Source organism: Stenotrophomonas sp. YJH_SMC_133 (assembly GCF_059370655.1).
Genome location: NZ_JCAFTW010000015.1, coordinates 53,996 through 67,620, shown reverse-complemented (window position 1 = coordinate 67,620; position 13,625 = coordinate 53,996). Strand labels below are relative to the sequence as shown.

Genomic DNA, 13,625 nt, shown 5'->3' with positions numbered 1-13,625 from the left:
GAGAACTCCCATGTCTGCAGTACGCCCCATCATTACCCGTCCCTCGCAGCACCCTACCCTGCGTATCACCGAAGAACCCGAGCGGGATGTTTACTGGATCCATATGCACGCCAATCTGGTCAACCAGCCAGGCCGGCCGTGCTTCGCCTCGCGCCTGGTCGATGACATCGTCGACTACCAGCGCGAACTGGGCGATCGCCTCAGCGCCTCGCACGCTCTGTCACCCCATGTCGTACTTGCCTCGGACAGCGACGTGTTCAACCTGGGTGGCGATCTCGAACTGTTCTGCCGCCTGATCCGCGAGGGCGACCGCGCCCGCCTGCTCGACTATGCCCAGCGCTGCGTGCGCGGCGTGCATGCCTTCCATGCCGGCCTGGGCACCCGTGCCCACAGCATCGCCCTGGTCCAGGGCAATGCACTGGGGGGCGGCTTCGAGGCCGCACTGAGCTGCCACACCATCGTCGCCGAGGAAGGCGTGTTGATGGGCCTGCCGGAGGTGCTGTTCGACCTGTTCCCCGGCATGGGCGCCTACTCCTTCCTGTGCCAGCGGATCAGTCCGCGGCTGGCGGAGAAGATCATGCTGGAAGGCAACCTCTACACCGCCAGCCAGCTGAAGGAAATGGGCCTGGTCGACATCGTGGTGCCGGTGGGCGAAGGTGTTGCCGCAGTCGAACAGGTGATCAAGGAAAGCCGACGCATCCCACACGCCTGGGCGGCGATGCGTGAGGTCAACGAGATCGCCACCATGGTGCCGCTGCATGAAATGATGCGGATCACCGAGATCTGGGTAGACACTGCGATGCAGCTCGGCGAGAAGTCCCTGCGCACCATGGATCGGCTCGTACGGGCGCAGGCCCGGCGCAATGGCGACCCGGCCTGATCGTCTGGCGGGTCAGGACGGACTGCGCTCGCTGTCGTCGCGGTGCGGTGCCCCCGCACTACGGGCAGCCAACGCATTCCTGCCGTTGCGCAGAGCGGTCGCCAGGTTGCCGAGGCGGGAGCTCCATTCACCCTTCAGCTGCCAGTCCGCCATGCGCATGATTTCGCCACTGGAGGCGGCAACCTGGACAAGCCCCAGGTTGCTTGCCACGCCGCGCAGCGCGTGGGCGTGCTCGCGGAAATCCTCCCAGGCCTGGCGCTCGCCGCAGCCCTGCAGCTGGCCCATGCTCGCGTCAACGTCCGCCAGGCACTGGTCGATGAACTTGCGTTCGAAGCCATCGCCCATGCCCAGCGACGCCAGCTCGTCCAGGACCGCGGTATCGAGCACGCCATCGCCGACCGGCAATGCAGGCACCGACTGGATGCCGGGCTCGGCGCGGGTGTTGGCGGCGACATCGGCCAGCACTTCCAGCAGGCGGGTGGCCACCACGGGCTTGGCAAGGAAGGCGCGGGCGCCGGCCTGCTCACAACGCAGGATGGACTCGGGGGTGACGTCTGCGCTCAGCACCATGACCGGAACGTAAGGCATGCCGCTGGCCTGCATCACCCGCAACTGCTTGAGCAGATCCAGTCCGCTCATGCCGGGCATGTGCAGGTCGACGATCGCTGCGTCGTAACTGGCCTGCTCCAGCGCATCGAGCACTTCGGCGCCGCCGTTGACGCAGGTGACCTTGTGGCCGGCCTTCTCCAGCAGCCGCTGCAGCACCATGCGGTTGGCCTCGTGGTCGTCGGCGACCAGAACCCGCAGGCTCCGCACCCGTGCACGATGGCGCAGGAAGGGGTTGGAAAACGCGATGACATTGCCGGCTTCAGCCACCTCGGACGGAACCGCCGGGGCTGATGAGGTGTCTGCGACGTCCAGCGTGATCTCGACCCAGAACACGCTGCCGCGCGGGCTGTTCGGCGCATAGCCGACCTGCCCGCCCATCGACTCGACCAGGCCCTTGGCAATGGCGGTGCCCAGACCGGTGCCTTCATGGCGACGGGCCAGGCCGACATCGCCCTGCTCGAACGCATTGAACAGGCGTCCGCGCAACGCCACCGGCACGCCGATGCCGGTATCGACGATCTCGAACCGCAGGCGCATCCGCTCGCTGCCCAGCGCATCGGGGCTGGACACGCGCAGATGCACGTAGCCACTGTCGGTGAACTTGACCGCGTTGCCCATCAGGTTCAGCAGGATCTGCTGCAGATGCCCGGCATCCCCGAGCAGGCGCGGCGGCACGTTGTCGTCCACCTGCACGCGATAATCCAGCGATTTGGAGCGGGTCTGCGGGGTCAGGATCAGGTTGATCGCCTGCAGCACGTCGGCCAGCGCGAACTCGTGCCACTCCACGCGCACCTTGCCGGCTTCGATCGCGGAGATGTCCAGCACCTCTTCCACCAGCGCCAGCAGACTGCGGGTCGAGGCCTGGATGGTGTTCAGGCACTCGCGCTGTTCGTCGTCCAGGCGGGTGGTGGCCAGCACTTCGGTCATGCCGGCCAGCCCGTTCAACGGCGTGCGGAACTCATGGCTCATGTTGGCCAGGAAGCGGCTCTTGGCTTCGTTGGCCTGGCGCGCCTCGGCCACCGCCCGGGTCAAGGCATGCAGCAGCGAATCGAAGTACAGCGGAATCGCGCCCAGGCCCAGCAGCAGGCCCCAGCCCAGATAATCGTGGCCGCGCCAGTACGGCGACAGCATCACCGTGCACAGGAAGGCCAGGCAGCCCATGGCCGTGGCCACGCGCAGGTAGGTGCTGCCGTAGCGCATGCCGTTGCCGATCGTCACCCACAGCATCACCGCATACAGCGGTGCGGCCGGCTCGCCCTGGATGGTCATGATCCAGGCCATGCAGGTGTAATCGGTCAGCATGCCGATCACGCGGCGCACATGCGACACGCCCGGATTGACCAGGATCGCGGTCAGCAGGCCGGCGGAAATGGTCAGCTCGAAGGCGAGGATCAGCCACGTCGCCGTCAGCGCCTCACCGCCGCCGCTCAGCGAGCGCCAGCCGAGATAGCTGATGAACAGTGCCGTGATGATGATGCGGATCAGGTTCTGCGCGTGCTCGCTGTCCTCGCGCCCGGACAGGCGCTGCTTGAAGCGGGCCAACAGCGAGCGCTTGTCGGATCCAGCGGCGGGAATCGTATCCATGGTCGGATGTCGCATCCTTCGGCGCAGCAGGGAGGAGCAGCACAACGGTACTGCCAGCAACCCCAACCACAGGGAAATGGCCAGCCCCAGGTTGGCCTGCCAATAGGGAGTCAACAGCACGGTAGTGCCGAAACTGACCATCGCCAGCACGATGGCAGCGGTCAGGTAACGCGGCCCGAAACGCAGGCCGTTGCCCACCGTGACCCACATCACCACCGCATACACCCACGCCAGCGGCTCACCCATCTGGATCATGCCGATCGCAATCAGGCCGTAATCGGCCAGCATCCCGGCCACCCGCCGCGGGTCCGAGCGCTGCGGCTTCCACAGCAGCCAGCCGAACAACAGCAGCGACAGGCCCAGCCCGGTCACCGCCGTTGCCAGCGCGCCCTGGTACTGATCCAGCCGGTGCAGGCGGGCGCCGGACAACAGAACATAGACCAGGATCAGCGAGATCAGCACCACCCGCACGATCGCCTGGCCATGTTCCGAATCCGGACGCTGCGCCAGCCGACGCCTCACGCGCGCGAACAGGTCCTGCATGTCACCCACCCGGTCGCGTCGATGCCGTCGAGTGCTGGGCGCAGATATCCATCAACTGCTGGTGGCCGCGCATCAGCGCATCCACGCAGCGCGGATCGAACAGTCGCCCACGCTGGGCGTACAGATAAGCCAGAGTGGCTTCCATGGTCCATGCTTCCTTGTACGGACGGGGCGAGATCAGCGCATCGAAGACGTCGGCGACAGCAACGATCCGCGCTTCCAGCGGAATCGCTTCGCCGACCAGGCCGTCGGGATAGCCGCTGCCGTCATAGCGCTCGTGATGGCGCAGCGCGATGAGCGCGCCCACCTGGATGAAACGGTTCTGGCTGCCACTCAGCAGCTCGTGGCCGATGCGTGGGTGCCGGCGCATGATCGCCAGCTCCTCGTCATTGAGCTTGCCCTGCTTGAGCAGCACCGCGTCGGGAATGGCGATCTTGCCCATGTCATGCAGCGGCGCCGCCATCTCGATCAGGCGCACGTCGTCTTCGGGCAGGCCAAGCTGCTCGGCGATCAGCCCCGCAACGCGCGCCATGCGTTCGAGATAGGCACTGGTGCCGGCATCACGGAACTCGATCGCCCGGGCCAATCGCGACAGGGTCTCGCGTTCGCGTTCCTCGACCTCGTGCATGCTGGCCAGCAGGCGCTGCTCCAGCGACAACGCACGTTGCTTCACGTTCTCGGTCTGCTGGCGCAGTTGCAGCAGGTTGTAGCAGCGCGCGCGCAGTTCGCGCGGGCGGATCGGCTTGACCAGGAAGTCGATGACCCCCGCTTCCAGCGCCGCCTGGCGGATCGGCTCGTCGCCGACCACGGTGATCAGGATCACCGGGATATCGCGGTGCTTGGGCAGGCGACGGAATCGACGGGCGAACTCCAGCCCATCCATCTCCGGCATGCGGTAATCGAGCAGCAGCAGGTCGACCGGGTGCGCCTCGCACCAGGCCAATGCGGTCAGCGGATCACCGAAGTCATACACGCTCAGTTCCGGCGCGATGTCTTCGATGACGTGACGCAGCATCGTCCGCGCGGACGTCTGGTCGTCAACAATGACGATGTTCAACGCGTACTCCGCCTGGTTTCTCGACCATGCTGGATCATCAGCAGGCGAGGATACCCTGCTGCTGCGAACGCTCGCACCCTGCATCGGCCCGACTCCCGTGTCATGCGTCCCGGTTCATGATCGTCATCACATTGTGAAGCGGACTCTCCACAATGCGCACTCCCCCTGGCGCCGATCAAGCCATAACAGACGTCAAGGTAGTGCATTAACGATACGCCGAGCGCGGGAGGCGTCAATCGCGCCGTCTCATTTCGCGACGGCGCGCACAAACGGGAGTCAAAAAGACGACTTACTGCTCCGGACGCATGTACGGGAACAGCAGCACGTCACGGATCGAGCTGCTGCCGGTCAGCAGCATCACCAGGCGATCAACGCCGATGCCGAGCCCGCCGGTCGGGGCCATGCCGTACTCCAGCGCACGGATGTAGTCGGCGTCGTAATGCATCGCCTCGTCGTCGCCGCCTTCCTTCGCGGCCACCTGGGCCTGGAAACGCTGGGCCTGGTCTTCCGGGTCGTTCAGTTCGGAGAAGCCGTTGGCCAGCTCCTTGCCGTTGACGAACAGCTCGAAGCGATCCGTGTAGCCCGGGTCGTTGTCATTGGCACGGGCCAGCGGCGAGACCTCGACCGGATGGTCGGTGATGAAGGTCGGCTGGATCAGGGTGTGCTCGACCGTGGCCTCGAAGATCTCCAGCAACAGCTTGCCCCAGCCGTAGGACGGCTTGACGCGGATCTTCAAGCGCTCGCAATGGCGCAGCAGCGCATCGCGGTCAGTGCAATCAGCGGCCGAGATTTCCGGGTTGTGGTGGCGCACTGCCTCATCCATGCGCCAGCGGCGGAACGCCGGGCCCAGGTCGATCTTCGCGCCGTCCCATTCCACTTCGGTGCCACCGTTCACGGCCTTGGCCACATCACGGATCACACCCTCGGTCAGGTCCATGATTTCGTTGTACGTGGCATAGGCCTCGTACAGTTCCATCATGGTGAATTCCGGATTGTGGCGGGTGCTGACGCCTTCATTGCGGAAGTTGCGGTTGATCTCGTACACACGCTCCAGGCCACCCACGGTCAGGCGCTTGAGGTACAGCTCCGGCGCCACGCGCAGGTACAGGTCCAGGTCCAGCGCGTTGTGATGGGTGGTGAACGGCTTGGCCGCCGCGCCGCCGGGGATGTAATGCATCATCGGCGTCTCGACTTCCAGGAAGTCGCGGTTGTCCAGCCACGCGCGCATGGCGCGGATGATCTTCGAGCGCTTGATGAACACTGCGCGCGATTCCGGGGTCACGATCAGATCGACGTAACGCTGGCGGTAGCGCTGCTCGACGTCGGCCAGGCCGTGCCACTTGTCCGGCAGCGGGCGCAGCGACTTGGTCAGCAGGCGGATCGACTCGGCCTTGACCGACAGTTCGCCGGTCTTGGTACGGGTCAGGCCGCCTTCGACGGCGATGATGTCGCCCACGTCCCAGCCCTTGAAGGCCGTGTAGGCATCGCCCAGCACCGCGCCCTGCAGGAACAGCTGGATGCGGCCGGACTCGTCCTGGATCTGCGCGAAGCTGGCCTTGCCCATGATGCGCTTGGCCATCAGGCGGCCGGCCATCTTCACCTGGCGGCCGTTGCCTTCCAGCGCCTCGGCGGTCCAGGTCTCGGCATCGGCGAATTCTTCCTGCAGGCGGCCGGCGAAGTCCTCGCGACGGAAGTCGTTCGGGTACGCGATGCCCTGCCCACGCAGCGTCTTGAGTTTCTCGCGGCGCTCGGCGATCAACTTGTTTTCGTCAACGGGGGGGGTATCGGTAGCTTCGCTCATGGATCTGCGGGAATCGTGTAGTGAGGGGGGATGTTGCACCCGGCACAGCCGGTTGCCCAGCATACCAAAACCGCCCTGCCCCGGCCTTGGGCCGGGCCCGCCCAGATGGCCGCCAACCTTGGTTGGCGGTCCGTGTGTCGACCAAGGTCGACACCTACCGGATTCCGGGGAACCGATGCCCCGGTAGTCGCCAACCTTGGTTGGCGCTCGTCCCGGCGTCAACCGGTCCCGGGGAACGCCTGCCGCAGCTCGTCCACCAGCACCCGCTGGTTCTCCGAATAGTCCACCGGCACCGACACCAGGTGCACCCCGCCCTCGTTGAAGGCCGCCTCCAGCGTCGGGATGAACTGCTCGATGGCGGGCACCTCGTGGCCCTTGCAGCCGTAGGCTTCCGCGTACTTCACGAAATCCGGGTTGCTGAAGGTCATGCCGTAGTCGGTGAAGCCATCTACCGCCTGCTTCCAGCGGATCATGCCGTAGGCGCCGTCGTTGAGGATCAGCACCACCAGGTTCAGGCCCAGCCGACGCGCGGTCTCCAGCTCCTGGCTGTTCATCATGAACCCGCCATCGCCGCACACCGCCAGCACCCGCCGCTGCGGGTACAGGATCGAAGCCATGATCGCCGACGGCAGGCCCGCGCCCATGGTCGCCAACGCATTGTCCAGCAGCAGCGTATTGGCCACCTGGGTGCGGTAATTGCGCGCGAACCAGATCTTGTACATGCCGTTGTCCAGCGCCACGATGCCGTCCGGCGGCATCACCTGGCGCACGTCGTGCACCAGCCGCTGAGGCGTGAATCCAGCCTCCTCGGCTCGGTCAGCCAGGTGTTCCAGAATGGTCGCGCGCAGCGGCAGCAGCGCGTCAGCGTTCGGCACCGCGCCTTCGATACGATCGGCCAACTGGGTCAGCGAACGACCGATGTCACCGATCACTTCCACCTGCGGGAAGTACACCTGCTCCACGGCCGCCTGCGAGTAGCCGATATGGATCACGGTCGGCCCACCCGGGCGCATCACGAACGGCGGCTTCTCGGTGACCTCGTGGCCGATGGTCACGATCACGTCCGCCTGGTCGATCGCCATGTGCACGTAATCGCGCTCGGTCAGCGCCGCGGTGCCCATGTACAGGCCCGAACCACCGGCCACCGCGCCCTTGCCCATCTGCGTGGTGAAGAACGGAATGCCGGCGCGCAACACGAACGCCGACAGCGCTTCGCTGGACTGCGGCCGCGACGCCGCCGAGGCGATCATCAGCAGGGGGCGCTTGGCGTTGCGGATGATCTCCGCCGCCCGATCCAGCGCCTCCGGACTGGCAATGGGACGATCCACCGCGTGCGGCGGGATCAGCGCCACGCCCTCGACCTCATCGGCCGCGATATCTTCGGGCAGCTCCAGCAGCACCGGGCCCGGACGCTCTTCCTGGGCGACACGGAACGCCTCGCGCACGATGGTCGGGATGGTGCGCGCCGAGACGATCTGCCGCGCCAGCTTGGTCAGCGGCTTCATCGTGCTGACGATGTCGACGATCTGGAAGCGCGCCTGCTTGCTGGCGACGATGCCCTTCTGCCCGGTGATCATGATGACCGGCCATGCGCCAAGCAGCGCATACGCGGCGCCGGTGGTGAAATTCAGCGCGCCGGGGCCGAGCGTGGCCAGGCACACGCCCGGCTTGCCGGTCAGGCGGCCATAGGTGGCCGCCATGAACACCGCCGCCTGCTCATGGCGGGTGATGACCAGCTCGATGCTGGAATGGCGCAGCGACTCGACCACGTCGAGATTTTCTTCGCCGGGAATGCCGAAAATGCGCTCGACGCCTTCGTTCTCAAGTGCGGCGACAAGCAGATCTGAACCCTTGGACATTGGAATGCCGTCCTTTTCGCTGGACTGATGGTGGATCGTTGCAGGGAGGATGGAAGCTGCGCGTCAACGCTTGTCGAACCACACCGTCTGCGCGTTGACGAATTCGCGGATGCCGAAGTGCGAGAGCTCACGGCCGAAGCCGCTCTTCTTCACGCCGCCGATCGGCACGCGCGGATCGGACGCGGAGAAGCCGTTGACGAATACACCGCCGGTCTGCAGCCGGCGCGCCAGCTGCATGGCACGGGCGCGGTCGCCACTCCACAGGTTGCCGCTGAGGCCGAACTCGCTCTGGTTGGCCAGTTCCACCGCATGGTCGGCGTCGCGGGCGCGGCTGATCGAGGCCACCGGCCCGAACGTTTCGGTGTCGAAGGCCTGCATGCCCGGCTCAACCCCGGCCAGCACGGTGGGTGCATAGAACGCACCCGGACGATCCAGCTGGTGACCGCCGACCAGCAGCTGCGCACCGGCGTCGACCGAAGCACGTACCTGCGCGTCGAGCTGCTCCAGCAGATCCTGGCGCGCCATCGGGCCGATGCGGTTCGCCGGGTCGCGGCCGTCGCCAATGGTCAGTGCCTGCACCTTCTGGCAGAACTGCGCCACGAAACGATCGTAGACCGCGTCTTCGACGATGATGCGCTTGCCGGCGATGCAGACCTGCCCGGTGTTCTGGAAGCGCGAGGCCACCGCCGCATCGACGGCCGCATCAAGATCGGCATCGGCCAGGACGATGAACGGATCGGAACCGCCCAGTTCCAGCACCACCTTCTTCAGCGCCTGCCCGGCCTGGGCAGCAATGCTGCGACCGGCGGCCACACTGCCGGTCAGGGTCACCGCGGCGATGCGGTCATCGGCGATCGCGCGGCTGGTGCCCTCGCGGCTGATGTTGGCCGCGATGAAGGTGCCCTCCGGCAAGCCGGCATCGCGCCAGGCGGCGTCGAGCAGCTGCGCGGTACCGACGATGTTCTCGGCCGGCTTCAGCAGGAAGCCGTTGCCGCCCATCAGGATCGGCACCGCCGCGCGCATCACCTGCCAGTACGGGAAGTTCCACGGCATGATGCCCAGCACCACGCCCAGCGGCAGGTAGGACACGTAAGCCTTGTCGTCGGGCACCTGGGTCGGTTCGTCGCGCAGGAACTGCGCACCGTTGTCGGCGTACCAGTCGCACAGCACAGCACACTTCTCGATTTCGGCCAGCGCTTCTGCCTGGACCTTGCCCATTTCGGCGGTAGCCAGCGCGGCCAGCTTTTCACGGTCACGGCGTAGCACCGCGGCCATCGCACGCAGTACGTCTGCGCGCTGTTCGAGGCTCTTGACGCTCCAGGCCGCAAAGCCGACCTGGCCGCGGTCCAGGATTGTTTCCAGCTCGGCGTCGGTGGCGAAGGGATGGCTGGCGATCTGCTGGCCGGTGGCCGGATCGCGGGAAATGGCGGTGGTGGGGGCAGCGGACATGCAGGGCTCCTGTTGTCTCGACAACGGGCGGTGGCCCGTCTCCTGCACAGGAATGTGGACCCGAATGGCGGAGGCAACAAGGCGTCTGCTTATCCTGTGACCTGCACTTACCTGCCTGAATGGGGTTATCGGCAGGGCTGCGCCCTGCACCCGCAGAGGCTTCAAGCCAAGGCAACGGCAGAAGCTGGCATTCCGTGGGTTGGCGGGGTGGGTCCGGTTGCGGGGGACGCTGCAAGTACATCCATGTAAGCTCGGTCGCCGCATCCATGCGGCTCACGCCCCCTCAACCGGACCCACCCCGCCTTCGACAGAGTTCTGCGATCTGTCGGGACGGCGCTGTGCGTTGCTGTTGGTGGGTGTCGACCTTGGTCGACACAGTAGATCCACGCCATGCGTGGATGACTCATTCGATATCTGAGAGAAAAATCGTGTCGACCAAGGTCGACACCTACCAACAGCCGCGCGGAACAAAGCCGCAGTTGCCAACAACCGCGCGAAATCTGTCTGAGGTGGGGTGGTGTGGGTTGGCAGGACCGTTGGCGCCATGGATGGCGCCATCGAGCCCCCATGGACGGGTTTACGGCGTGTCCTGTCAACCCACACCACCCCGCCATCCCTCGGATAGTCCGCTGTTGCTGTTGCCGTTGCTGTCGCTTCGGCCTCTGCGGGTGCAGGGCGCAGCCCTGCCGAACACCCCCCTACTTCCGCGGCAGGTAGGTCACCAGGGAAAGGTCATGCCGGCTCTCCGGCACCAGCGCCACGTACTGCAGGTCCAGCAACCCGCGCGTGGGATGGTTCAACTTCTTCGCACCTTCATCGAACCGACGCACATCGTGCTCCGGCCACCACTGGCGGAACTCCTCGCTGTGCGCCGAGATGTCCTCGACCAGCGCCAGGAACGGAGCCTTGTCCGGCGCCTGCGCCATCGCCGCGCGGAAGCCTGCCAGCAGGCCGCGGGTCATTTCTTCCCAGTTGAGGATCAGCGTGCGGTACGGCGGGTACAGGAACATCAGCCGCAGCGTATTGCGCTCGTGCGGCGCCAGCTGGCTGTAGTCCACGAACAGATCGGCGATGGCCGGGTTCCAGGCCAGGATGTCGAAGCGGGTGTTGCGCACGTACGCCGGGATCGGCTGCATCGCCTCCACCAGCTGGCGCAGGCCGTCGGTCACACTCTCGTCCGGTGATTCCAGCGGCACGCCGTAGCCGGACAGCGCGAACGCGTAGGCGCGTTCGTCGTCGCTCATGCGCAGCACCTGCGCCAGGCGCTCCAGCACCTCGGGCGAGGCGCGCACTTCACGGCCCTGCTCGATCCAGGTGTACCAGCTGACGCTCACCCCGATCGCCAGCGCGACTTCCTCGCGCTTCAGGCCTGGGGTGCGCCGCCGCCCGGCCGGCAGGCCGAGCGTGGCGGGGTCGACACGGGCGCGGCAGGCCTTGAGAAAGCCGCCGAGTTCCTTGCGTTCACTTTCGCTGCGCATCATCGCTACCGCCGTACCCGTTGTAGCGTCGAGCCATGCTCGACGCATCTGCTACTGCGCCAACAGCAGCCGAGCATGGGCTCGGCTCTACCGGAAGCGTGATCAGCCACCCTCGGCGTTGCGCACGAGGGTGACGACATCCGCGCAGGCGCGCCGATCAGGCATCGACGCGCTTGGAGCCCACGGCCAGGCCGGCCTTCAGGCTGGCCTCGACGAACTCGTCCAGGTCGCCGTCCAGCACCTTCTGCGTATCCGAACGCTCGATGCCGGTGCGCAGGTCCTTGATACGGCTCTGGTCGAGCACGTAATTGCGGATCTGGCTGCCCCAGCCGATGTCGGACTTGGTCGCTTCCACGGCGTCCTTTTCGGCGTTGCGCTTCTGGATCTCCAGCTCGTACAGCTTGGCGGCCAGCATCTTCATCGCGTTGTCGCGGTTCTGGTGCTGGCTGCGGCCGGTCTGGCAGGCCACGACGATGTTGGTCGGGATGTGGGTGATGCGCACCGCCGACTCGGTCTTGTTGACGTGCTGGCCACCGGCACCCGACGAACGGTACACGTCGGTACGCAGGTCGGCCGGATTGATGGTGATGTCGATGTTGTCATCGATTTCCGGCGACACGAACACCGAGGTGAAGCTGGTGTGGCGGCGGTTGTCCGAGTCGAACGGCGACTTGCGCACCAGGCGGTGCACGCCGGTCTCGGTCTTCAGCCAGCCATAGGCGTAGTCGCCTTCCACGCGCAGCGTGGCCGACTTGATGCCGGCGACGTCACCACCGGAGACTTCCATCAGCTCGGTCTTCCAGCCGCGCGATTCACACCAGCGCAGGTACATGCGCAGCAGGATCTCGGCCCAGTCCTGGGCTTCGGTGCCACCGGCACCGGCCTGGATGTCGACGAACGCAGCGGCATTGTCCATCTCGCCGGAGAACATGCGCTGGAACTCCAGCTTTTCCACGTGCGCCTGGTGCTTGTCCAGGTCGGCGACCACCGCCAGTGCGGTGTCCTCGTCCTGCTCGGACTCGGCCAGCTCGAGCAGTTCGGTGGCGTCGTTCAGGCCATCCAGCACCGAGGCGATGCCGCCCACGGTCTTTTCCAGGCTGGAACGTTCGCGGCCCAGGTTCTGGGCGTACTCAGCGTTGTTCCAGACGTCGGGGCTTTCCAGCTCCCGCGTTACTTCTTCAAGACGCTCTTTCTTGGCGTCGTAGTCAAAGATACCCCCGAAGCGACAGCACGCGATCGGTCAGATCGGTGATGCGCTGGCGGACAGGATTCAGTTCGATCATGTCGGCGGTTATGCATTCAAAAGATGACTGCCAATGATACCGCAGGCCGGGGGCGCCCGGAATGAGGGACCAGGCCTGCCGCTGGGAGCCAACCACTGGTAGACCCGCCGAGTCGACTGTAGTCGACTGCTTTTCATTCAGGTTGCGGTGGAGCCCGCGCTGCGCGCGATAGTCGACCAACAGTCGACTCTACCCGCGCCCGCGCCGCCCAGCGCCTGCCGCAGGACCGGCAGCTGGCGCCGGCTGCAGGGCACTTTGGCTCCATCGGCCATGTGCAGCAGGGCCTCGCCTCCGTCCAGCGGCTCGATCGAGCGCAACTGGCCGCGATTGATCAGCCAGCTGCGATGCGGGCGCAGGAACTCGCCCGGGTCCAGCCGCTGCTCCAGCACCGCCATAGTGATCCGCAGCGGGTAGTCGTGGCCGCGCACCCGCAGGTTCACGTAGTTGCCCGCCGACTGCGCGTACTCCACATCTGCGGTGGCGACCAGGAATTCCTTGCCCAGCTTGCGCACCAGGAAGTGCTGGGGGCGCTCGACCGGCTCCACCGGCGGGCCGACGTCGGGCTCGGCCAGCAGGCTCGCTTCGCCCTGCCTGCGCCTGCCGAACCAGCTGGCAAAGTGCTCAAGGGCCACGAACATCGCGAACGTGCGCACATCCTTCAGGTATTCGTAGGCAAAGCGCTCCAGCCAGCCGGCATCGTCCTGGTAGCGGTAGCCCAGCGACGCGTAGGCCAGATGCCGCAGCAGCATCATCCCCACCACGTGCAGCAGCGACCAGCCGACGCTGGCCAGCAGATACAGCGGCAACCGCCGCCTCCAGGTATCAGCATGCAGCGGCCAGCGCTCGCAGCCCCACCACAGCAACGGCAGGGTCAACAGGATCAGACCGAGGCTGCTGAACTCCCAGATCATCGGCTCCCACAGCCCGAGATCGGCGCCGCGGCGACTGGCGTCCATCACTTCCACCAGCGCATTGGTCACTGCCGAGGCCGACAGGATCGCCGCCCATACCAGCAGGCGGGTTGAAGTACGCCAGCGCGATGGTCGGCCCTGGGTCATTGCTGCATCCATGTCGTTGCGGTG

General features: G+C 66.0%; 9 protein-coding genes. 1 reads left to right on the top strand and 8 read right to left on the bottom strand.

Annotated elements, in window-relative coordinates; genetic code table 11:
* Positions 1-10: 10 nt before the first annotated feature.
* The gene (gene rpfF / locus AC5P78_RS19075; protein ID WP_012480080.1) at positions 11-880 is read left to right on the top strand and encodes a diffusible signal factor synthase RpfF; all 870 of its coding nucleotides are present in this window, start codon (positions 11-13) and stop codon (positions 878-880) included.
* A gap of 12 nt (positions 881-892) precedes the next feature.
* Here the strand turns inward: rpfF and AC5P78_RS19070 are convergent, their stop codons facing one another.
* The 8 genes from AC5P78_RS19070 to AC5P78_RS19035 form a co-directional block, all read right to left on the bottom strand.
* Positions 893-3,616, bottom strand: coding sequence for a response regulator (locus AC5P78_RS19070; protein ID WP_087803338.1), 2,724 nt, complete (start codon positions 3,614-3,616; stop codon positions 893-895).
* A gap of 1 nt (position 3,617) precedes the next feature.
* A complete protein-coding gene (gene rpfG, locus AC5P78_RS19065; RefSeq protein ID WP_005409495.1) occupies positions 3,618-4,757 on the bottom strand; it encodes a cyclic di-GMP phosphodiesterase response regulator RpfG in 1,140 nt (379 codons plus the stop codon).
* Positions 4,758-4,962: 205 nt separating this feature from the next.
* Positions 4,963-6,474 carry a lysine--tRNA ligase gene (lysS, locus tag AC5P78_RS19060; RefSeq protein ID WP_005413225.1) on the bottom strand — a complete coding sequence of 504 codons (1,512 nt, stop codon included), beginning with the start codon at positions 6,472-6,474 and terminating at the stop codon, positions 4,963-4,965.
* Positions 6,475-6,692: 218 nt separating this feature from the next.
* A complete protein-coding gene (locus AC5P78_RS19055; RefSeq protein ID WP_100443321.1) occupies positions 6,693-8,333 on the bottom strand; it encodes an acetolactate synthase large subunit in 1,641 nt (546 codons plus the stop codon).
* A gap of 63 nt (positions 8,334-8,396) precedes the next feature.
* Positions 8,397-9,782, bottom strand: a complete 1,386-nt coding sequence (locus AC5P78_RS19050; protein ID WP_005413223.1) for an NAD-dependent succinate-semialdehyde dehydrogenase — start codon at positions 9,780-9,782, stop codon at positions 8,397-8,399.
* A gap of 698 nt (positions 9,783-10,480) precedes the next feature.
* Positions 10,481-11,263 carry a helix-turn-helix transcriptional regulator gene (locus tag AC5P78_RS19045; protein WP_005409491.1) on the bottom strand — a complete coding sequence of 261 codons (783 nt, stop codon included), beginning with the start codon at positions 11,261-11,263 and terminating at the stop codon, positions 10,481-10,483.
* A 154-nt stretch (positions 11,264-11,417) separates the two neighbouring features.
* A protein-coding gene (gene prfB / locus AC5P78_RS19040; RefSeq protein ID WP_014037064.1) for a peptide chain release factor 2 occupies positions 11,418-12,543 on the bottom strand; the annotation gives its coding sequence in 2 pieces (ribosomal slippage) (positions 11,418-12,467 and positions 12,469-12,543; 1,125 coding nt in all).
* Positions 12,544-12,680: 137 nt separating this feature from the next.
* Positions 12,681-13,601 (bottom strand): LytTR family DNA-binding domain-containing protein, encoded by a 921-nt coding sequence (locus tag AC5P78_RS19035; protein ID WP_414498519.1) that lies wholly within the window; start codon positions 13,599-13,601, stop codon positions 12,681-12,683.
* Positions 13,602-13,625 lie beyond the last annotated feature (24 nt).

Bases quoted from the DNA above. Each gene is read 5' to 3' on its own strand.
- rpfF (WP_012480080.1), top strand. From the start codon at position 11: ATGTCTGCAGTACGCCCCATCATTACCCGTCCCTCGCAGCACCCTACC.
- AC5P78_RS19070 (WP_087803338.1), bottom strand. From the start codon at position 3,616: ATGCAGGACCTGTTCGCGCGCGTGAGGCGTCGGCTGGCGCAGCGTCCG.
- rpfG (WP_005409495.1), bottom strand. From the start codon at position 4,757: ATGCAGGGTGCGAGCGTTCGCAGCAGCAGGGTATCCTCGCCTGCTGAT.
- lysS (WP_005413225.1), bottom strand. From the start codon at position 6,474: ATGAGCGAAGCTACCGATACCCCCCCCGTTGACGAAAACAAGTTGATC.
- AC5P78_RS19055 (WP_100443321.1), bottom strand. From the start codon at position 8,333: ATGTCCAAGGGTTCAGATCTGCTTGTCGCCGCACTTGAGAACGAAGGC.
- AC5P78_RS19050 (WP_005413223.1), bottom strand. From the start codon at position 9,782: ATGTCCGCTGCCCCCACCACCGCCATTTCCCGCGATCCGGCCACCGGC.
- AC5P78_RS19045 (WP_005409491.1), bottom strand. From the start codon at position 11,263: ATGATGCGCAGCGAAAGTGAACGCAAGGAACTCGGCGGCTTTCTCAAG.
- AC5P78_RS19035 (WP_414498519.1), bottom strand. From the start codon at position 13,601: ATGACCCAGGGCCGACCATCGCGCTGGCGTACTTCAACCCGCCTGCTG.